We start from the raw sequence: 19,052 nt of genomic DNA on the forward strand, positions 1-19,052 counted from the left end.
GGAACCCTCCTCATTGGCCAGCCCCGAACCCGGGTCACTGGCCGCGATCCTCAACTCTGGCTGGTGTCTGAACCTATCAGTCGTAGCGCCACCGGGACGCGACGATTGTGTGCGGTCTGCCCGGTCAGCCGTCTAGGCCGGCCTGGTAGGCGTCTGCGTCCAGGAGTCCGTCGACGTCAGCACCGTCGGCCGGGACGACCTCGAAGAGCCAGCCTGCGGCGTACGGGTCGTTGTTCACGAGCTCCGGCGTGGCATCCAGGGCCTCGTTGCGGGCGATCACCTCGCCGGTGACCGGAGCGTAGATGTCGCTGACGGACTTGGTCGACTCGAGCTCACCGCAGGTGTCCCCAGCGATCACCTGCTCGCCGAGCTCCGGCAGGGACACGTAGACGATGTCTCCGAGCGCCTCCTGGGCGAAGTGCGTGATCCCGATCCGGACCGAGCCCTCCGCGTCGCCGGGGCTGCGCACCCACTCGTGCTCAGTGGTGTATTTCAGGTCCTCGGGATACACGTCGTCTCCTTCGATTGAGGTGGGTACGCCGCAGGCTACTGGCTCGTGTCTACCTGGGCATTCTCGGGCTGGGAGGGATCGCGCACGCTCACGATGTCAACCCTTTCGAGCTCTTGCACGTCCACCGTCGCCCCGTCGTCCATCAACTGGTCGATGGGGCCGCTGTCGAACGTCAAGGCGCCGTTCAGGGTGTGCGGATCGCCGATCACCTCGATGACGTAGGGGGGCTCCAGGAGGTTGCCGTCGAGCTCGATGCCTCCGGTGGCGGTGTCGAACGCACTGTTGGCGCCCAGGCGGTACTCGTTGTTGAACTCCATCGCCTCCGCGTCGGCCGTCCGAAGCTCCTGCACGAGGTCGAGCAGCGAGTTGAGGGACGTCTGCCCGGACGTCTCCTCGATGCGGATGCGGATGCCGGGGCCGGTCACCGGGACCAGCCCCGCGATGATGTTGAGCGTCCTGACCCGCTCCTCCGTCTGACGGAGCGCAGCGTCGCGGCTGGTGGACTCGGACTGGAGCTGGTCGCGCGTCCGCTCGAGCCGGTCCACCTCGCGACGTGCTCGCTCGGCCGTGCCGGTGAGTCCTGTCAGGATCTCGATCAGGTCTTGTTCGCGCAGGCCGGCGTAGGTGTTGTCGAGCTGCGTGTTGTTAACCTGTACGACGGCGGCGAAGCCCACGACCGCCAGCAGAGACCCGACGACGACCTGGGACCACGTGGGCGTGCGCAACGTTGCCAGCAGTCGATCACGACCCGATGTCTCCGGTGCGGGTCGGTCCGGCTGGTCGGCAGTCCCGCTCGGGCGGGGCTCGTCCTCACGCATGGAACAGGTGGCGGCGGATGGCCGCGACGTTGGAGAAGATCCGGATCCCCAGCACGACGATGACGCCGGTCGTGAGCTGCCCGCCGACCCCGAGCTGGTCGCCGAGATAGACGATGGCGGCTGCGATGACGACGTTGCTGACGAAGGACACCACGAAGACCTTGTCGTCGAAGATCCCGTCGAGGAACGCCCGCAGTCCCCCGAAAACCGCGTCCAGCGCGGCCACGACGGCGATCGGGAGGTAGGGCTCCAGCTGGAGGGGCACGTCGGGGGTGAAGACCAGGCCGGCAAGGATGCCGAGCAGAAGTCCCAGGGCGGGGATCACGGCTTGGCTCCTTCCTCGTCGGTGCGCCCGTCGGCGTCGGTGTCCTCTTCAGCATGGCGCAACGGACGAAGCCTTGCCGCAGGGATCCGCACGTCGTCCACATTCTGCGACACATAGCGGAATCCCAGCGCATCGACCAAGCCGAAGAACTCGAGGCCAGAGGTGGACTCGAGGAGTCGCGCCTGCAGGGTCGCGCGGTCGCCGATCACCTCGATCACGTACGGCGGGGTCAGGGGGCGCCCGTTCACGTGGATGGCTCGATTGGTGTTGCGGATGCCACCGAGCGCGATGAGCCTGTCGTCGTTCACCGCGATCGCTTCGGCCCCCGCGACGAACAGGCCGTTGACCAGCAGGGCCAGGTCCTCGTCGCGGACCTCGTCGCGCAGGTTCGCATCGGGTGCGCTGCTGACCTCTATGCGCACTCCGGGTCCACGCACGGCGACGTAGCCGGTGCGGATCTCGAGCCGGCGCAGCCTGGCCGCCTGGTCGGCGGCCTGCCTCTCGAGGGTCTGATTGGTCGCCTCCGCGGCGATGTTGGCGTCGGTCAGGGTACGGATCCGCCGCTGCAGCTGGGCCACATCACCGCGGCTCGCCTCGATCTCCTGGCCCAACGTCTCCCGGCTGAGCGCCTGCACATCGGAGTCGCGCGAGGTCTGGATGGCCACGATCGTGGCCAAGGCCCCGAAGGTCGCCACTGCCAGCGCCGTCGTCCACCGCGTGGACCGGGACGTCGGGGCCTTCGCGCCCGCACCGCGACGGGCCGCGACGTGCGCGTAGTCCTCGTCCAGCGATCGTTCGGTGATCAGCTGCAACAGTGGCGTGGTGACGTGCGGGGGCAGCGTCTCGTCGCGGGGTGATCGTCGTTCGTCGACATCGACCATGGTCAGGCTCCCGAGGTCGCCGGACGCCGTGGTGTGTCGCGGAGGAGCTTGCGGACCTGCCAGGCGTAGAGCAGCCCCGCCCACCAGTAGAGGCCGATCCCCCAGAAGGCGAACGCCCAGCCGAAGACGCGTGCCATCGTCGAGACCACCCCATCGCCCTCGCCGAGCAGCAGGAGGGGGAAGGCATAGAGGAGGTTGAAGGTCGCTGCCTTCCCGAGGAAGTGCACGGGCAGCGCGCTGTAGCCGCGCGTGCGCAACAACGGGACGAGACCCCACAGGAGCAGGTCGCGCAGAGGCAGGATGATCGCGACCCACCACGGGATGATGTCGCGCAGCGCGAGCCCGATCACCACAGCGAGGATGTAGAGGCGGTCGGCCACCGGGTCGAGGATCTCGCCCAGGCTGGTGAACTGGTCGAGGCGCCGGGCGAGATAGCCGTCGAGGTAGTCGGTCACGCCGGAGACCATCAGGACCACCAGGGCGACGAGGTCGGCCTCGGGGCCCAGGACGAGCCACAGGAACAGCGGGACCCCTGCCAGGCGAAGCATGCTGAGCAGGTTGGGGATCGTCCAGACGCGGGCGTGTCCGGTCCGACGCCCGGTCTGCTCCTGCACTGAATCACCTGCCGTCGGGGAAAGTCTTCGTCGTGGTGCTGCGGACGTCACCCTATCCAGCCTCGTCCGGACCACCGGCCCACTCGTGGTGCGAGCCGTCACGAATCTCTCCGACGAGCTCCTCCAGGACGTCCTCGAGCGTGACGAGCCCCAGCACCGAGCCCTCCCGCGTGACGACCCGGGCCATGTGGGCGCCGCGCCGCTGGAGGCTCTCCAGGGCCTCGTGGAGGAGGTCGTCAGGTCCGACGGTGGCGAAGGGGCGTACCCACTTGTCGTCGATGCGTCGCGCTCGACGCTCGTCGTCGTTCTCGAGCACGTCCTTGATGTGGAGGTAGCCGAGCAACGTGCCGTCCTGCGTCGCGACGGGGAAGCGGCTGAACCCGGTGGCGGCGCACAGCGCTTCGACGTCGGCGGGCGTGGCCCCCTGCGGGACGGTGGTGAGGCCCTCAAAGCTCATGAGAACCGCCGTGACCACCTTCTCGGTGAAGCCGAGGGCGCCGGCCAGGCGGTCGTACTCCTCGTCCGCGATCATCCCCTCGCCGCGCGACTGCTCGACCAACGCTGCGACCTCTTCACGGGTGAAGCTCGAGCTCACCTCGTCCATGGGCTCGATCCCGAGCAGTCGCAGGATGCCGTTGGAGGTCACGTTGAGGAGCCGGATCACCGGCCGCAGGAGGGTGACGATGACCATCATCGGCGGGCTCAGCACCAGTGCCGCGCGGTCCGCCCCTGCCAGCGCGATGTTCTTGGGGACCATCTCACCGAGGACGACGTGGAGGTAGACGACGATCGTCAACGCGACCACGAAGGAGATCGGGTGCAGCGCGGCTTCGGGGACGTGCAGCGCATGCAGGAGGGGCTCCAGCAGGTGGGCCACCGCGGGCTCCCCCACCGCGCCGAGCCCGAGCGAGCAGACCGTGATGCCGAGTTGTGCGCCGGCCATCACCAAGGAGACCTGCTCCATGGCGGCCAACGTGGTGCGAGCGGCGCGCGAGCCCGCCTGGGCGCGCGGCTCGATCTGGCTGCGTCGCGCCGACAGCAGGGCGAACTCGGCTCCGACGAAGAAGGCGTTGAAAGCCAGGAGCACGACTGCGAGGAGGACTCCGCCGAGATCACCCATGGTGGTCCTCGCTCGTCACCAGGCGCAGCTCGACCCGATCGACCCGCAGTCCGTCCATCCGTTCCACCGTCAGCATTGCGAGGTGCTGGCGCGGTTCGTCCGGGTCCGTGTGGTCCGGTACGGCGACCTCCACCCGGTCGCCGGTCTGGGGGATCTTCCCGAGCTCGCGCATCACGAGCCCGCCGATGGTGTCGTAGTCCTCGTGGTCGGGCAGCTCGATCCCCGTGGCGTCCTCGACCTCGTCGGGTCGCAGCAGGCCGGAGAGGCTCCAGCTGCCGTCCCGTCGCTGGCGTGCACGCGCTCCCAGGCGGTCGTGCTCGTCGGAGATGTCGCCGACGATCTCCTCCACGACGTCCTCGAGCGTGACCACGCCGGCGTGGCCGCCGTACTCGTCCAGGACGATCGCCATCTGGAAGCCGTCCCCCCGCAGCAGGGCCAGCAGCGGGTCGAGCCGCAGGCTGTCGGGCACGACGGTGGGCCGGACCATGATGTGCCTGATGCGAGTGGTGGCCCGCTCGTGGATCGGCAGCGCCACGGCGTGCTTGACGTGGACCGTCCCGACGACCGTGTCCTCGGCGTCGAGCACGGGGAACCTCGACAGCCCCGTCTGGCGCGTCAGCTCGATGACGGCGGACGCACGCTCGGTCTCCTCGACCGTGGTGGTGCGGACGCGCGGGGTCATGATCTCGCCCGCCGTCCGCGTGCCGAACTCGACGCTGCGCTCCATGAGCTCGGCGGTCTCGGCGTCGAGCGTGCCCTGGTGAGCGGACCGCTGGACGAGCGAGGCGAGCTCTTCTGAGCTCCGGGCGGACCGGAGCTCCTCCTGTGGCTCGATGCCGAGGCGGCGTACGAGGGCGTTGGCCGAGTCGTTGAGGGTCCGGATGGGCCACTTGTTGAGCGCGGTGAAGCCGCGCATGAAGCGCTGGGTCCGCCTCGCCGTCTCCAGCGGCATCGCCAGGGCGACGTTCTTGGGCACCATCTCCCCGAAGAGCATCGTCAAGATGGTGCCCAGCGTCAGCCCGATGCCCACCGAGATGGGCCGGACCCACCCTGCTGGCACCCCCGCCGCCTCGAGTGGCCCGTCGACGAGCTGCGCGATCGCGGGTTCGGCCAGGAAGCCCACGGCCAGGTTGGTGACGGTGATCCCGACCTGCGCGCCCGAGAGCTGGGTCGAGAGCGTCCGAAGAGCCTCCTGCACCCCCTGGGCGCCGGCGTCGCCGTCCGAAGCAGCCCGGTCGACGCTTCCGCGGTCCACCGTGACGAAGGCGAACTCGGCGGCGACGAAGAGTCCGCAGATCGCTATCATCGCCAACGCGACGAGCAGGAGCAGCCACGGAGTCACACTTCAGCCTAAGGGAGCACGGGTTGATGTGGACTCGCCGGGGCAAGGTCCGTGCTTTGGGGTAGCCGCCACTGAGCGCCTACTCTCAGACCTCATTCGGAGGCGACCAAGGGACAGCATGCAGGCGTGGGTGCGTAGCGGGGTGACCGCGCTGATCGTGTGCGTGTGTGCAGCGCTCGGTGTCACGCTCGCCGAGCAGGACGCCACCCCCGTCCCGGCCTCCGCCCAGGTCGCGGCCGCGCCGGCGACCACCAGCGACGCGCCGGGCCAAGATCGTCCCAACATCGTCTTCGTGATGACCGACGACATGCGCGCCGACGAGCTGAGGTGGATGCCCCACACGCGCGAGCTGCTGGCGGAGCGTGGCATCGCCTTCACCGACGCGGTCTCGCCCCACCCGTTGTGCTGTCCGGCTCGGGCCCAGCTCGTCACGGGGCAGTACGCCCAGAACAACGGCGTCCAGCACAACGCGGGCCCCTTCGGCGGCTTCCAGGCTCTCGACCCGAGCCAGGAGATCAGCTCCTGGTTCACCCGGGAGGGCTACCAGACGGGCTTCATCGGCAAGTTCCTCAACGGCTACACCGACCTCGACCAACGGCCCAGCGGCTGGGACCACTGGGACGCGCTGAGCGCCGGGGTCTACGACTACTTCGACTTCTCCTTCGACAACGACGGCTCCCCCGTGGCCTTCCGGGACAGCTACGTCACCGAGGTGATCGCGGAGCGGACCAACGCGACCGTCCGCGACTTCGCTGCGAAGGACGAGCCGTTCCTCATCTACTCGTGGCACCTCGGCCCCCACTACCGGATCAACCGGCAAGGCAAGCCCGTCCCGGCGCCGGCTGCACCCATCGACAAGGGCCGGTTCGCCGACTCCGTCCCGCCGGCCCTGAAGGCCCCGTCCTTCAACGAGCGCAACGTCCTCGACCAGCCCCGGCCCTTCCGCAACCGCCTGCTGGCACGCGAGGAGCTGGTGATCGCCGAGCACCGGGCGCGGCTCCGAGCCCTGCAATCGGTCGACCGGGCCGTCGAGTCGCTGGTCGAGACCCTGCGCAGTGTCGGGGAGCTCAACAACACCGTCATCGTCTTTGCCTCCGACAACGGCTACTCCCTGGGTGAGCACCGCTTCGTCGGCAAGAACGTGCTGACCGACGAGGTCCTGCGCGTGCCCCTCCTGATCCGTGGGCCCGGCGTCGGCACGGGCCTCACCTCCGGCCTGCCGGTCACGCTGGTCGACCTGCCGGCCACGTTCACCGCGCTGGCGGAGGTCTCCCCCGGCTGGCTGCTCGACGGCACGTCCTTCGTCCCGTCGCTCATCGGCCAGGACCAGCCCTTCCGCGACACCACGCTCGTCCAGACCGGCGACGACGGCGGTGACGGGTGGGCCTACCGCGGGGTGCGCACCTCGAGATACCTGTACGGCGTCAACGGCTCCGACGGCTTCCTGTATGACGAGCTCCTCGATCCCGGCGAGCTCGTCAACCGGATCTACGACCCGGCCTACGCCGAGATCCAGACGCTGTTGGAGCAGCGACGCCTACAGCTGCTCAGCTGCAGTGGCGAGAGCTGCAACCAGACCTTCGGGATGCTTCCGGAGCCGGGATGAGCTCACCGGCCCCGAACCGACCTGATGCGAGCACGACCGCACCGCTGAGGTATGGTTTCGCTCGCTGACGCGCCGGTTCGCTGGTCGCGTACGAGCACTCGGGCTGTAGCGCAGCTTGGTAGCGCACCTGACTGGGGGTCAGGGGGTCGCAGGTTCAAATCCTGTCAGCCCGACCGAGAAATTGCAGGTCGGAGGCCGTTCCCGCCAACAGCGGGGGCGGCCTCTTCCGCGTTCCCGTCGCGGTGAGCCGCGCGGTCCGGCTCAGAGCTTGCCCGGGCAGTCCTCGTGGGTGCAGACGTCCTGGGCGACGACCGCCGGCACTTCCCGGTCGCCCTCCCCCTGCACGACGTCGACCACCCTCGACTCGAGTGGCTCGTGGCAGTGCTCGCAGTGTGTGGGCCACTTCGGCTCTTCGACGTACGGCGTCTGATTGCATCGCTGGGACGCCACCCCGCCAACCCGCCACCCGGGCGGTCCGGCGATGCCCTGCGTCCGGACGCCGAGGCCCCCCTGCGCAGGGCATCTTGGGACTCAGGGACGTCCCGCACGGGACTACGACACGTCGGAGATGACCAAGCCTCGAGGCATGTCACCCAACCTGAAGGGGATGGTGAAGCTTCACCCGCCCCGGCCGGTCCGTCGTCCTCCCCGCCGTGATGCGAGCGGGAGACGCCTTGAGATCCAAGAACGGCGTCGACCGGCAGACCATCACCGACCTGGGCGCACCTCCAGGGTCATTGATCCCTAGTCCGAACTCCGGCGCGGGGAGGGGGATCCAGTCCCGGATGTGTGCCGCCCCGTCCGCGCTTCAGAACGCTGGCGTTGGTCCGAGTCGCAGTCAGCTCTCTCGCGCCGAGCTACGCCCGCGACCCGCAGGGGCGGATGCGGATGAACTTTGGTCCGGGCAACCAGAACGGTGGCGAGAAGCTGGCCTACGCCGAGGCGACCTCGGTCGGCGATGCCCTGGCTGCGGGGCGGATCCTCGGCGAGCTGGCCCCGAACGGGGCGCGTGCCTCGGGAGCCGTCCACGCAGTCGTCCAGCAGCGTGGTGGGTCAGGACCAGGTGCAGGAGCAGTACGTCGATCGTCCGCGCGCCCTGGCGGAGCGCGGCTGGGTCACCGCCTACGTCCTGGCCAAGGACTGGCTGGAGGACCCCGAGGAGTGCGTCGCACGACTCGAGCGCCTGCTGGCCGGTGAGGCTCCGGTCGCACGGGCGGAGGTCGCCGTACGCCCCCGGCGGACCGAGCGCCGAGGACGGGCCGTCGCCGCTGTCGCGCGGTCCGTTGAGCCGGAGCAGGCCTCCCGGTCACCCGGGCGCCGGTTCGAGCTCGTCGGAGACGGGTCCTCGAAGTTCTGGCAGGTGTCCGGCGACGACTGCACCTGACCGTGAGCCTCGGCCGGATCGGCACCGCCGGGCAGACCCGCACCAAGCACTTCGACTCTCCCGAGATCACGCAGCGGGCGGCCGACAAGCTGGTGGCAGAGAAGCTCGGCAAGGCGTACGTCGAGAGCCGCTGACGCGCCGCAACACGGCGGTGTCGATCAGGCCGGGTGCACCAGCCGGTCGAGCTCTTCGGCGGCTGCGCCGATCGCGGGCGTGAGCAGGCGGACTCCGTCCGCGAGTTCGGCCGCAGCAGCACCGCCCGCGCACACCGTGGGAGCCGGCGTCTGCGAGAGCAGGCGCTCCGCGACGGCGACGGCAGACGGCCGGTCCTCCGGAGTGACGACGGACAGGACAGCCGCCTTCGCCCCGCGGCTGACGACTGCTGCCTCCCAGCTGCTCACCGGCACGTTGGCGCCGAGGTAGAGGACGTCCATGCCCCTGCGACGGATCGCGGTGGCGAACGCCAGGGCGCCGAGGTCGTGCTGGCTGCCGGACGGCAACCCCACCACGACCGATGCGCCCCGCGACCTGCTCCCGGCCGCGTCGAACGCAGCAGACAACCGTCGGTGGACGGCGTAGCTGGCCGCATGCTCGCCTGCCACGTCGATCTCACCGCGCATCCACCCTTCGCCGAGGGCCTCCAGGGTGGGGAAGAGCCAGGAGTCGACCACGTGCTCGAAGGAACCGAGCGAGAAGCCGCCGTTGAGGCTCTCCTACATCCCGGCGGAGTCCAACTGCCCCCCAGAGGTCAGGAACCGTTGCATGTGAATGACTGCTTCGGGTTGAACGGTGGAGATGGCGACGGGTTCGGGGGTCGCCGCCACCGTGGGAGCGGTGCCGTTGCGCACGGCTTCGGCCGCGTCCGCAGTCGACCAGCCGCTCTCCACCAGAGCGCGCATGGTGGACAGGCGGGCCAGGTCCGGCTCGCAGTAGAGGCGGTACCCCGCCTCGTTGCGCTGCGGGGTCACGATGCCGTACCGCCGCTCCCATGCCCGTAAGGATGCGACCGGGACACCGGAAAGCCGAGACGCCTGCTTGATCGTGTACATGGTTTGTCCAGCCTATCGGCTGGTGTACCTTGTGCATACCCTAGACAAAGGGGTGAATTCTGGTCTAGATTCGCCGGTGACGGCAGGTCCACGACCGCCGCGGTTGATCAGGAAGAGACCCGATGAAGACTGCCCACCTCCCCCCGGGCGCAGCGCAGGGCACCGTCAAGATCAAGCGCCGTAGCCGACGGACGTCGACCATCCGTGCCGTTGCGGACACCGACGCACCGTCCCCGACGTGGGACCTCGAGGCCCTCTGGGACCGCCACGGCGCCTCGGTCTACACCCTGGCCTACGCCCTCCTCGGCGACGAGACAACCGCGGCGCGCGCCATGCGGCTGGGGATGCACGACCTGGCCTGCGCGGCTGACTGCTGCTCCGCCGACGACTCCCACCGTTCCTGGTCCCACCACGTCTACCTACGCAGCCAGGAGCTCCTCGCAGAGCCTTCCTCGGCCCCGGTTCCCGCTCCGACCCCGCAGTGGCTGGGGCACCTCGCCCAGGTCCAACGGGCGTGCCTCGCACTGTGCCTCTTCGGGGGCCACACCTACCGGGAGGTCGCCAGCCTGCTCGACCTGCAGCCCATGGCCGTGGCCGACCTGCTGACCACCGGCCTGGGCGACGGGACCCGGCTGGCCGGGGGCCGCGCCAGCAGCGCCTGACCCCTCACCACCGTCTACGGTGAGCCATGCCTGCACCCTCAGCAGCACCCCGAGACCTGGCGACGCCGACCTGGTCAGTGCGCCTCGGCGCCTGCGCCTTCCTCGCGCGCCCGGCCTACATCGCCACCGAGTTCGTGGTCGGCGCAGCGACCACGGGGGGCTACAGCTTCGTCGCCGACTCCGTGAGCCGCCTCGGTGAGGTGGGCTGCTCGGCGGCGTACTGCTCGCCGCGGCACGACCTGATGAACGCCTCCTTCATGGGCTTCGGGGTGCTGCTGGCCGGCGGCGCGGCGCTGCTCTCGCGGCCGCTCGGGCCCTGGGTCACCGGCCTGCTGCTCGTCTCCGGTCTCAGCTCCATCGCCACCGGCTTCGCGCCGCTGGACCAGGACGCCGCACTCCACACGCTGGCGGCGACGCCGCTCTTCGTCGCCCAACCGATCGCGCTGCTCGTCCTCGGGGCGCAGCTGCGCCGCGAACAGCCGGTCCTCGGCGGAGCCCTCATCACGACCGGAGCCGTCACCGGCGCCGCTGCGGCGGCCTTCGTGCTCGCAGGCGACGGTCCAGCCGCTGGTGCGCTGGAGCGCCTCGCGCTGTGGCCGGTGCTGATCGGGTTTGCCGGGTTCGCCTGGACCCGTCTCTCCCGCCGCGGGCGCTGAGAGGAATCACGTCACGCCTCTCCTGATCGGGCCGGTCCCACTGGGGCGATTCAGGAGGCGCTCCCATGGGTACGGCGCAGGGCATCGACCCATCGCCCGCGACGAGGAGACACGGTGAGCACAGCTGAGGACACGATCCACCAGGAACAGACCGATATCCAACGCGCGGAGCGGATCGCCACGCTGGCCATGACCCGGGGCAGGACCGTCGCGGTGGCCGAGTCACTGACAGCCGGGCAGGTCTCCGCACGTCTGGGAGCCGGCCGCAACGCGTCGCAGTGGTATCGAGGGGCCGTGGTCGCCTACGCCAAGGGCGTGAAGTTCAGCGTGCTGGGGGTCTCCGAGGGTCCCGTGGTCTCCGATCTGTGCGCCCGGGAGATGGCGGAGGGCGTCCGGACCCTGCTTGGGGCCGACGTCGGCGTCGGGATCACCGGCGTGGGGGGCCCGGGAGCGGAGGAGGGCAAGCCGGCCGGCACCGTCCATCTCGCCATCGCTCGCGCAGGTCACGTCCGGTCGGTCGAGATGCACGTCCCCGGGCCCCCCGAGGACGTGATCGCAGCGGTCGGCACCCGCGTGCTCGACGAGATCGTGCGGGAGCTCACCTGATCGCGGCGACCGATCAGATGTCGCCGTCGGCGTGGTCGGGGGTGACTTCGTGGCCCTGGCGACCGCGGGTGCGCCGGAGCTCCTTCATCTCCGCCTCGAAGACGTGGCGCTTGCCGTCCATGAGCTCGTCGATCGCCCGCTGCTCGATCCCCTTGGCCTCGGCGTAGAACCCGTCGTCGTACGACTCGACCATCTGGAACGACCACATGCCCGGCAACGGGTTGCGCCCCAGCACCGCATCGTTGAGGGCGTCGGCGATTTCGTCGTGGCCAGCTTCGCGGATCATCGCGGTCGCCTCCTCCATCGTCTTCTCGACACTGCCGCACAGGCGGTGGAAGGCCCAGAGGTGCCCGCGGGCATCCTCGACCTCGGCCATGGCGCCGGACAGCTTGCCGAGGGCTTCGACGGTGGCGTCGGTGACACCTTCGGGACGGCGGTGCTCGGGGGCGGGTTGGTCGCTCATCGTCCGAGCATCACACGACACCGGCCCGCCGACCACCAGGTTCGGCCCTAGGGGTGGTGGGTGGGCGAGGTGCCCCCGGTTAGCGTGAGTGAGCACTCAACGAGAGGACCTGACATGTCCGAGAACGTCCGCCGCATGCACGCCCCGCCGGAGAAGGTGTGGAAGGTGCTCAGCGACGGCTGGCTGTATCCGGTTTGGGTCGTCGGCGCCTCCCGCATGCGCGAGGTGGATGACGATTGGCCGGCTGCCGGCAGCCGTCTTCATCACTCCGTGGGGCTGTGGCCCGCGCTGATCGACGACAACACAGAGGTCCTCGAGTCGGCGCCGAACCGCTCGATGACGCTTCGCGCACGGGCCTGGCCCGTCGGCGAGGCGCAGGTCACGATCAACCTCCTCCCGGTCGGTGAGGAGACCGACGTCGAGATCCTGGAGGACGCGGTCTCGGGTCCCGGGCGGTTCGTCCCTCAAGTCGCTCGCACCCCCATGCTGAAGTGGCGCAACACCGAGACGCTGCGCCGACTGGCCTTCCTGGCCGAGCGACGCTGATGCCCCACACATCCCAGGTCGTGCTGGTCACCGGCGCCTCCAGCGGGATCGGAGAGGCCACCGCGCGGCTCGCGGCTGCGCGTGGCGACCACCTGGTGCTCCTGGCGCGTGGCGAGGAAGCGCTGTCCCGCGTGGCTGCCGACTGCGAGGCACTCGGAGCGGCCTCCGTGCTGGTGTGCCCGACCGACGTCGGGATCGACGAGGAGGTCGACGACGCCGTCACGGCCGCGATGACCCGGCACGGTCGCCTGGACGTCGTCGTCAGCAACGCCGGAGTGGTCGCCTACGGCTCGATCGACGCGTTGCCGTCGGAGGTCTTCGAGTCGGTGCTGTCCACCAACCTCGTGGGCGCGGTCAACCTGGCGCGGCACGTGCTGCCGGTCCTGCGCGAGCAGGACGCCGGCAGCTTCGTGCTGGTCGGCTCACTGCTGGGGCACATTGCGGCTCCACAGATGGCGGCCTATGTCGTCAGCAAGTGGGGCGTCCGCGGCCTGTTCCGGCAGCTGCGCGTGGACAACCGGGACCGTCCCGGGATCCGGTTCGCCTACATCGCACCGGGGGGCGTGGACACGCCCATCTACCTGTTGGCCGCCAACTACAGCGACTCGGTCGGCCGGCCACCGTTCCCGGTCGCCAGCCCTGAGCACGTGGCTGCTCGCATCCTGACCGCGGCCGACCAGCCGTGGCGCGGTGGCCAGGTCGGAGCGGCCAACAACGTGATCCGCTTCGGGTTCGTCGCCCTGCCGTGGGTCTACGACCGCCTGGTGTCCCCGCTGTTCCGCGTGGTCGCCCAGGACCTCGTGCCGGCCGTCGTGCAGGGACCCGGCAACGTCCTGGACTCGCTGCAGGAGCAGCACGGGCTCCGCGGCAACCAGGGCAGCGCCCTTCTCGGGATCGCCCGCAACGTCGGTGTGCTGGCGAGGGACCAGGCCGCCAGGGTCACCCGGTGACCTGGGACGCAGTGGTGGTGGGCGCGGGGCCCAATGGGCTCGTCGCCGCCAACCGCCTGCTCGACGCCGGGTGGTCCGTGCTGGTGCTCGAGGCCCAGCCCGATGTGGGCGGTGCCGTCCGCAGCGATCGTGACGTGCATCCGGACTTTGTCCACGACACCTTCAGCGCGTTCTACCCATTGGCAGCCATCTCCTCGACGATCGCCTCGTTCGGTCTGGAGAACCACGGGTTGGTATGGCGACACGCGCCGTCCGTCCTCGGGCACCCCCTCCCGGACGGCAGCTGGGCCGTGCTCCACCGGGACCGCGAGATGACCGCAGCGGGTCTCGATGCGCACCACGCCGGCGACGGCGACGCCTGGCTCGAGATGTGCTCCCAGTGGGACCGGGTCGGCCCGCATCTCGTCGGCTCGCTGCTCACGCCGTTCCCCCCGATCCGTCACGGCGCAGGGATGCTGGCCGCGCTCAGGCGCGTGGGTGGGCTGGACTTCGTCAAGACGATGCTCACCCCGGCCGGGGAGATGACCAGGAAGCGCTTCGGCGGAGAGGCCGCACGCGTGCTGATCGCCGGCAACGCCGCCCACGCGGACATCCCCCTCGAGGCGCCGGGATCCGGTCTGTTGGGGATGTTGCTGGCCATGCTGGGCCAGACCGTGGGCTTCCCGGTGCCCGAGGGCGGGGCGGGCGAGCTCACCCAGGCGATGGCTCGCCGCTTCCGCGCGGGCGGTGGCGAGATCCGCACCAGTGCCGAGGTGACCCGCATCGAGGTCGAGGGGCGGCGCGTCACGGGCGTACGCACGACGGACGGGGACCTGCACCCGGTGCGCCGTGCCGTCATCGCGGACGTGGTGGCGACCGCGCTCTACCACCAGCTGCTCGACCCGGCGGCCGTACCGTCGTCGGTCCGGACCGCGCTGGAGTCCTTCGAGCTCGACCCGGGCACGGTCAAGGTGGACTGGGCTCTCGACGGTCCGATCCCGTGGACCGGGGCACCTGAGCTTGCGCCGGGCACCGTGCACGTCGCCGACTCGGTGGCTGACATGACGCTCGCGATGAGCCAGGTGCAGGCAGGCGCCGTACCAGCCGCCCCGTTCATGCTCTCCGGCCAGATGACCAGCTCGGATCCGCGTCGGTCGCCGGCCGGCACGGAGTCCTTCTGGGCCTATGCGCACGTCCCGCAGCGCACCTCCTCGGACGCGGGAGACGGCAGCATCCGCGGCACTTGGGACCGCGACGACTGTGAACGCTTCGCGGACCGGATGCAGGCCCGGCTCGAGCGGCTCGCGCCGGGGTTCGGCGCCAAGGTGCTGGCCCGGCGGGTCCTTGGGCCGCACGAGATGGAGGCACGCAACGCCAACCTCGTGGGCGGCGCCCTCAACGGTGGGACGGCGCAGCTGCACCAGCAGCTGGTCTTCCGACCCCTGCCGGGTCTCGGCCGGGCCGAGACCCCCATCCGGGGACTGTTCCTGGGCTCGGCGTCTGCACATCCGGGCGGCGGCGTGCACGGCGCATGCGGTGACAACGCCGCGCGAGCGGCCCTGTGGCACGCCCGGGCCGGCAGGTTCCTCCCAGGGGTGGCTCGGGACTCGCTCGGGCGGTGAGTCCGTGCCACCCCCTGGGGTGTCGACACCCCAGAGGCCGAGCCCTACGTTCGAGGCATGGGCAGACTCGTGAGCTTCCTGGTCGTCATCTGGCTCGTCATCGGCGTCGTGGCCGCCTTCCAGCGTGACTACTTCTCCGACGCCAAGACGAACTGCGCCGAGACCAGCAACGTGGCGCTGACCATCGTCGCCGGCCCGCTCAACTACGTCGGGTTGAACCCCAAGGTGAAGTGCAGGAAGGTCGACGTCCCCGAACCGTCGAAGTGACCCACACCTGACGCTGCCGTAGCACGGCACGGATCTCCGGACCGCGTTCTCCGGTCATCGAGCGAGGGGACCAGACCGGGGCTTGCGGAAATACCGATTCGTCTGCAAGAGGTAGCACTCCCGGGCGAGGATTGAGGTCGATCACCTCGAAGGGTCCCGCTCCGTGTCTCCTGCTCGCTTCCTCAGCCCCGGCATCATCGGCCTGGCCACTGCTGTGCTGCTCCTGGCAGCGCCGGTGCCCGCGACGGCCGACGTGGTCCCCACGACCCTGAACGAGGTTGCGATGTCCGCCAGGACGCTGCAGGCGACGCTAGAACGCGACAAGGACAGGGGCGACCGGGACGCCAAGAAGTCGCCCACCGTCGCCGAGGTCTACGCGCAGTTCCAGGACGCCCGCTCCAACCGACTGAGGGCGTTGGGCTACTTCGGTGACGTCAAGGGGCGCGAACACGTCCTGCCGGTGCCCCCCTTCAGCTACCACCTCACCGCTGGCTTCGGAGCGTTCGGTGCGATGTGGGGCAGTAGCCACACCGGCCTCGACTTCGCGGCCCCGCTGGGAACCCAGGTGGTCGCGGTGGCAGACGGGACCATCACCGACGTCTTGCTGGACCCGTCCTACGGCCTGTTGACCGTCCTGACCCTCGAGGACGGCACCGAGGTGTGGTACGCCCACCAGGGCACGTCGTCGGTCATGCCCGGGCAGACGGTCGAGATCGGTCATCTCGTCGGCACTGTCGGCTCGTCCGGCAACAGCAGCGGACCGCACCTCCACCTGGAGGTGCGGCCTGCTGGAGGCGCGTCGATCGACCCGAACCTCTGGTTGATCGACCGCGGACTGACTCCCTGACTCAGCGCTTGCGCTTCTCGCGCGGCTTCTGGTTGATCACGATCGGCGTCCCGGCGAAGCCGAACTCCTCGCGCAGCCGCCGCTCGATGAAGCGCTCGTAGGAGGCGTCCAGCTTGCCGCTCGTGAACAGCACGAAGGTCGGCGGCGCGGTCGAGGGCTGGGTGGCGAAGAGGATCTTTGGTTGCTTGCCACTGCGAACGGGGTGGGGGTGCTCCCCCACCAGCCGACCCAGGAAGGTGTTGAGGGCGCCGGTCGAGACCCGCGTCTCCCAGCCTTCGAGGGCCTTGTCGAGAGCCGGCACCAACCGGTCGACGTGCCAGCCGGTGAGCGCGGTGACGTTGATGCGCGGCGCCCATCCCACCTGCACCAGGTCGCGCTCCACCTCTCGCTCGAGGTAGTAGCGGCGCTCGTCGTCGACGAGGTCCCACTTGTTGAAGGCGATCACCATCGCCCGGCCGGCATCACGGATGGTCTGGATGATCCGCATGTCCTGCTCGGAGACCGTCTCACCGGCGTCGAGGACGAGGACGGCGACCTCGGCGCGGTCGATGGCGGTCGAGGTGCGGAGCGAGGCGTAGTACTCGTGCCCCGAGGCTTCCTTGACCCGCTTGCGGATGCCGGCGGTGTCGATGAACCGCCACGTGCGATCGCCCATCTCGATGAGCTCGTCGACCGGGTCGACGGTGGTTCCGGCGACGTTGTCCACCACGACGCGCTCGGAGCCCGCGAGCTTGTTGAGCAGCGAGGACTTGCCGACGTTGGGCTTGCCGACCAGGGCGATCCGGCGGGGCCCGCCGACCTCACCGAAGGACTGCGGCGGTGCCTCGGGCAGCGCGGCCATGATCGCGTCGAGCATGTCGCCGGATCCGCGACCGTGCAGCGCCGACACGGCGAAGGGCTCACCGAGTCCGAGGTTCCACAGACCGAACGCCTCGGCCTCGGTGCGCTGGTCATCGACCTTGTTCGCCGCCAGTACGACGGGCTTCCCGGACTTGCGGAGGATCTTGACGACCGCCTCGTCGGAGTCGGTGATGCCGACGGTCGCGTCGACCACGAACAGCACGGCGTCGGCCAACGTCACGGCGACCTCGGCCTGCAGCGCGATCCGCTCGAAGAGCCCCTGCGCGTCCGGGTCCCAGCCGCCGGTGTCCACGACCGTGAAGGCTCGCCCGTTCCAGTGCGCGTCGTAGGAGACGCGGTCGCGGGTGACGCCGGGCTTGTCCTCGACGACGGCCTCGCGGCGCCCGATGATCCGGTTGACCAGCGTCGACTTGCCGACGTTGGGGCGGCCGACGACGGCCAGCACCGGAGTAGGGCCGGTGAATTCCTCTGTGAATTCGTCGTGCTCGGTCATGATGCTCCCTGCTGGTCGGCCGGATTGTCGGCCGCGGTGTCCTGGTGGTCTGAATGGTCTGAGTGCCCGACGAACCCGGTGTCGGGCTCGGTCTCCGCGTCTCCCGGCGGCAAGGGCCCCGGCAGGTCACGCCCGACGAGGGCGAGGGCGCGGGACTGCTGCTGACGCAGGTGGTCCCACAACAACGCCGAGGTGGCCAGCGTGTGTTCCCGGGTGCGCGGCCAGGGCGTCCGCGTCGTGTGCCACGCCTCGCCGTACACCATGTCGATGCGGCTGCCGCGGGGTGGGATGGAGCTGGTGCCTCCACCGGGCAGGCGGGTGCCGACCTGCGTCACCGGCACGACGGGCGCCCCGGAGACGAGTGCGAGGTAGGCGGCGCCGTGGTGGAAGACCTCGAGCTCGCCGGCTCCGCGCGTGCCCTCGGGGAAGATGCCGATCGCGCCGCCGTCGGCCAGCACGCGCACGCACGTCTTGATGGCTCGGGGGTCGGCGGAGAAACGGTCGAGGGGGATCTGCCCGGTGGCGGTGAGGAAGGCGCCGAGTCGGCCACCGAACATCTCGAGCTTGGTGAGTGCGTGCACGGGCCGGGGCGACATCATCGCGAGCAGCGGCCCGTCGAGCCAGCCCGCGTGGTTGGAGGCGAAGATGACCGGTCCCGTGGCGGGCACGAGTCCGGTGCCGTGAAGGTGCATGTCCCACCACCGGCGGATGCCCGTGCCCAGGACCGGGCGCAGTGCGCGGAGTGGGGCCCGACGGGGGTGGTGCGTGCTGGGCCGGGGCAGGTCACTCACGCGCGCGCCTCGGCACCTTCCACCAGCGCCACGACCTGCGAGATGACCTGGTCCAACGTGTACGGCGTCGTGTCGATGTGGACGGCGCCCTCGGCCATCACGAGCGGTGCCGTGGTGCGTCCCGAGTCGATCCGGTCGCGTGCCAGGAGGGACTCCTGCGTCGCGGCGACGTCCCCGCCGGCCTCGGCCGCGCGGCGTACGGCGCGTGCCTCGGGGTCCGCCGTGAGGTAGACCTTCACCGGGGCATCAGGCGCGACGACCGAGCCGATGTCGCGGCCCTCGACCACGATGCCGCCGTCGCCGATGATGGCGCGCTGCAGCTCGAGCAGTCGCGTGCGGACCTCCGGCACCGCGCTGACCGGGCTGACTGCTGCGTTGACGTCGTCGCCGCGGATCGAGACCGAGGCGTCGAGGCCGTCGACCAGGATGGTCGGTCCCAGGGGGTCGGTGCCGGACTCGATGACCGGTTCGCCGACCCGGCCGGCGACGGCCGCCTGGTCGTGGACGTCCACGCCGTGGCTCAGCATCCACCAGGTGATCGCGCGGAACATCGCGCCGGTGTCGAGGTAGCGCAGCTCCAGCCGCTGGGCGACCCCGCGGCAGGTGCTCGACTTGCCGGAGCCCGACGTGCCGTCGACGGCCACCACGATGCTGTCCAG

Annotated in this window: 25 protein-coding genes and 1 tRNA gene; 12 read left to right on the forward strand and 14 right to left on the reverse strand. The window is 70.1% G+C overall.

Annotated features, from left to right (window positions below; all coding sequences use genetic code 11):
* Positions 1 to 124: 124 nt before the first annotated feature.
* From gcvH to JWN68_RS10895, 7 genes are read right to left on the reverse strand one after another with little or no spacing between them, the layout of a single operon-like run.
* Positions 125 to 511 (reverse strand): glycine cleavage system protein GcvH, encoded by a 387-nt coding sequence (gene gcvH / locus JWN68_RS10865; RefSeq protein WP_297738590.1) that lies wholly within the window; start codon positions 509 to 511, stop codon positions 125 to 127.
* Positions 512 to 546: 35 nt separating this feature from the next.
* Positions 547 to 1,329 carry a DUF881 domain-containing protein gene (locus JWN68_RS10870; RefSeq protein WP_297738592.1) on the reverse strand — a complete coding sequence of 261 codons (783 nt, stop codon included), beginning with the start codon at positions 1,327 to 1,329 and terminating at the stop codon, positions 547 to 549.
* Positions 1,322 to 1,654 (reverse strand): small basic family protein, encoded by a 333-nt coding sequence (locus JWN68_RS10875; protein ID WP_297738594.1) that lies wholly within the window; start codon positions 1,652 to 1,654, stop codon positions 1,322 to 1,324. Before JWN68_RS10875 ends, JWN68_RS10870 begins: the two co-directional genes overlap by 8 nt.
* The gene (locus JWN68_RS10880; protein ID WP_297738596.1) at positions 1,651 to 2,535 is read right to left on the reverse strand and encodes a DUF881 domain-containing protein; all 885 of its coding nucleotides are present in this window, start codon (positions 2,533 to 2,535) and stop codon (positions 1,651 to 1,653) included. The genes JWN68_RS10875 and JWN68_RS10880 overlap by 4 nt, the downstream gene beginning before the upstream one ends.
* 2 nt (positions 2,536 to 2,537) lie before the next feature.
* Positions 2,538 to 3,149 (reverse strand): CDP-alcohol phosphatidyltransferase family protein, encoded by a 612-nt coding sequence (locus JWN68_RS10885; RefSeq protein ID WP_297738598.1) that lies wholly within the window; start codon positions 3,147 to 3,149, stop codon positions 2,538 to 2,540.
* Positions 3,150 to 3,201: 52 nt separating this feature from the next.
* Positions 3,202 to 4,269: a hemolysin family protein gene (locus tag JWN68_RS10890; RefSeq protein ID WP_297738600.1), complete on the reverse strand. Its 1,068-nt coding sequence runs from the start codon at positions 4,267 to 4,269 to the stop codon at positions 3,202 to 3,204.
* On the reverse strand, positions 4,262 to 5,611 hold the full coding sequence (locus JWN68_RS10895) for a hemolysin family protein (RefSeq protein WP_297738602.1): 1,350 nt from the start codon (positions 5,609 to 5,611) through the stop codon (positions 4,262 to 4,264). The genes JWN68_RS10890 and JWN68_RS10895 overlap by 8 nt, the downstream gene beginning before the upstream one ends.
* Before the next feature lie 118 nt (positions 5,612 to 5,729).
* Here JWN68_RS10895 and JWN68_RS10900 point away from each other — a divergent pair, with 118 nt between their 5' ends.
* Positions 5,730 to 7,217, forward strand: coding sequence for a sulfatase (locus tag JWN68_RS10900; RefSeq protein ID WP_297738604.1), 1,488 nt, complete (start codon positions 5,730 to 5,732; stop codon positions 7,215 to 7,217).
* Positions 7,218 to 7,316: 99 nt separating this feature from the next.
* Positions 7,317 to 7,390 (forward strand) — tRNA-Pro (locus JWN68_RS10905).
* Between the two features lie 88 nt (positions 7,391 to 7,478).
* Here the strand turns inward: JWN68_RS10905 and JWN68_RS10910 are convergent.
* On the reverse strand, positions 7,479 to 7,667 hold the full coding sequence (locus JWN68_RS10910) for a hypothetical protein (RefSeq protein WP_297738606.1): 189 nt from the start codon (positions 7,665 to 7,667) through the stop codon (positions 7,479 to 7,481).
* A gap of 559 nt (positions 7,668 to 8,226) precedes the next feature.
* Between JWN68_RS10910 and JWN68_RS10915 the strand changes: the two genes are divergently transcribed.
* Together JWN68_RS10915 and JWN68_RS10920 are read left to right on the forward strand one after the other, a co-directional pair.
* On the forward strand, positions 8,227 to 8,601 hold the full coding sequence (locus tag JWN68_RS10915; RefSeq protein ID WP_297738607.1) for a hypothetical protein: 375 nt from the start codon (positions 8,227 to 8,229) through the stop codon (positions 8,599 to 8,601).
* Positions 8,602 to 8,603: 2 nt separating this feature from the next.
* Positions 8,604 to 8,735 (forward strand): WGR domain-containing protein, encoded by a 132-nt coding sequence (locus JWN68_RS10920; protein WP_297738609.1) that lies wholly within the window; start codon positions 8,604 to 8,606, stop codon positions 8,733 to 8,735.
* Positions 8,736 to 8,759: 24 nt separating this feature from the next.
* On the opposite strand, the gene JWN68_RS10925 is transcribed toward JWN68_RS10920, so the two are convergent.
* Both JWN68_RS10925 and JWN68_RS10930 read right to left on the reverse strand, forming a co-directional pair.
* Positions 8,760 to 9,272 carry a cobalamin-dependent protein gene (locus JWN68_RS10925; RefSeq protein ID WP_297738611.1) on the reverse strand — a complete coding sequence of 171 codons (513 nt, stop codon included), beginning with the start codon at positions 9,270 to 9,272 and terminating at the stop codon, positions 8,760 to 8,762.
* 42 nt (positions 9,273 to 9,314) lie between these two features.
* Positions 9,315 to 9,650, reverse strand: coding sequence for a MerR family transcriptional regulator (locus JWN68_RS10930; RefSeq protein ID WP_297738613.1), 336 nt, complete (start codon positions 9,648 to 9,650; stop codon positions 9,315 to 9,317).
* A 122-nt stretch (positions 9,651 to 9,772) separates the two neighbouring features.
* On the opposite strand from JWN68_RS10930, the gene JWN68_RS10935 reads away from it, so the two are divergent.
* The 3 genes from JWN68_RS10935 (at position 9,773) to JWN68_RS10945 (ending at position 11,574) form a co-directional block, all read left to right on the forward strand.
* Positions 9,773 to 10,312, forward strand: coding sequence for a hypothetical protein (locus JWN68_RS10935; RefSeq protein WP_297738615.1), 540 nt, complete (start codon positions 9,773 to 9,775; stop codon positions 10,310 to 10,312).
* 26 nt (positions 10,313 to 10,338) lie between these two features.
* On the forward strand, positions 10,339 to 10,968 hold the full coding sequence (locus JWN68_RS10940; protein ID WP_297738617.1) for a DUF998 domain-containing protein: 630 nt from the start codon (positions 10,339 to 10,341) through the stop codon (positions 10,966 to 10,968).
* Between the two features lie 114 nt (positions 10,969 to 11,082).
* A complete protein-coding gene (locus tag JWN68_RS10945; protein WP_297738619.1) occupies positions 11,083 to 11,574 on the forward strand; it encodes a CinA family protein in 492 nt (163 codons plus the stop codon).
* A 13-nt stretch (positions 11,575 to 11,587) separates the two neighbouring features.
* On the opposite strand, the gene JWN68_RS10950 is transcribed toward JWN68_RS10945, so the two are convergent.
* Positions 11,588 to 12,037: a hypothetical protein gene (locus tag JWN68_RS10950; RefSeq protein WP_297738621.1), complete on the reverse strand. Its 450-nt coding sequence runs from the start codon at positions 12,035 to 12,037 to the stop codon at positions 11,588 to 11,590.
* Between the two features lie 114 nt (positions 12,038 to 12,151).
* Here JWN68_RS10950 and JWN68_RS10955 point away from each other — a divergent pair, with 114 nt between their 5' ends.
* The 5 genes from JWN68_RS10955 to JWN68_RS10975 all read left to right on the forward strand — a co-directional run bounded on the left by JWN68_RS10955 (position 12,152) and on the right by JWN68_RS10975 (position 16,248).
* Positions 12,152 to 12,583, forward strand: coding sequence for an SRPBCC family protein (locus tag JWN68_RS10955; RefSeq protein WP_297738623.1), 432 nt, complete (start codon positions 12,152 to 12,154; stop codon positions 12,581 to 12,583).
* Positions 12,583 to 13,533: an SDR family NAD(P)-dependent oxidoreductase gene (locus JWN68_RS10960; protein ID WP_297738625.1), complete on the forward strand. Its 951-nt coding sequence runs from the start codon at positions 12,583 to 12,585 to the stop codon at positions 13,531 to 13,533. Before JWN68_RS10955 ends, JWN68_RS10960 begins: the two co-directional genes overlap by 1 nt.
* Complete coding sequence (locus JWN68_RS10965) at positions 13,530 to 15,134, forward strand: NAD(P)/FAD-dependent oxidoreductase (protein ID WP_297738627.1); 1,605 nt, start codon at positions 13,530 to 13,532, stop codon at positions 15,132 to 15,134. Before JWN68_RS10960 ends, JWN68_RS10965 begins: the two co-directional genes overlap by 4 nt.
* Before the next feature lie 57 nt (positions 15,135 to 15,191).
* Positions 15,192 to 15,401: a hypothetical protein gene (locus JWN68_RS10970; protein WP_297738629.1), complete on the forward strand. Its 210-nt coding sequence runs from the start codon at positions 15,192 to 15,194 to the stop codon at positions 15,399 to 15,401.
* Positions 15,402 to 15,564: 163 nt separating this feature from the next.
* Positions 15,565 to 16,248, forward strand: coding sequence for a M23 family metallopeptidase (locus tag JWN68_RS10975; RefSeq protein ID WP_297738631.1), 684 nt, complete (start codon positions 15,565 to 15,567; stop codon positions 16,246 to 16,248).
* Between the two features lies 1 nt (position 16,249).
* Here the strand turns inward: JWN68_RS10975 and der are convergent, their stop codons facing one another.
* The 3 genes from der to cmk are packed head-to-tail and all read right to left on the reverse strand — an operon-like array spanning position 16,250 to position 19,052.
* Entirely contained in the window at positions 16,250 to 17,602 is a 1,353-nt protein-coding gene (gene der / locus JWN68_RS10980) for a ribosome biogenesis GTPase Der (protein ID WP_297738633.1), read from the reverse strand.
* Complete coding sequence (locus JWN68_RS10985) at positions 17,599 to 18,393, reverse strand: lysophospholipid acyltransferase family protein (RefSeq protein WP_297738635.1); 795 nt, start codon at positions 18,391 to 18,393, stop codon at positions 17,599 to 17,601. Before JWN68_RS10985 ends, der begins: the two co-directional genes overlap by 4 nt.
* Complete coding sequence (cmk, locus tag JWN68_RS10990; protein WP_366519794.1) at positions 18,390 to 19,052, reverse strand: (d)CMP kinase; 663 nt, start codon at positions 19,050 to 19,052, stop codon at positions 18,390 to 18,392. The genes JWN68_RS10985 and cmk overlap by 4 nt, the downstream gene beginning before the upstream one ends.

This window comes from Nocardioides sp., from assembly GCF_025964975.1.
In the GTDB taxonomy this organism is placed as follows: domain Bacteria; phylum Actinomycetota; class Actinomycetes; order Propionibacteriales; family Nocardioidaceae; genus Nocardioides.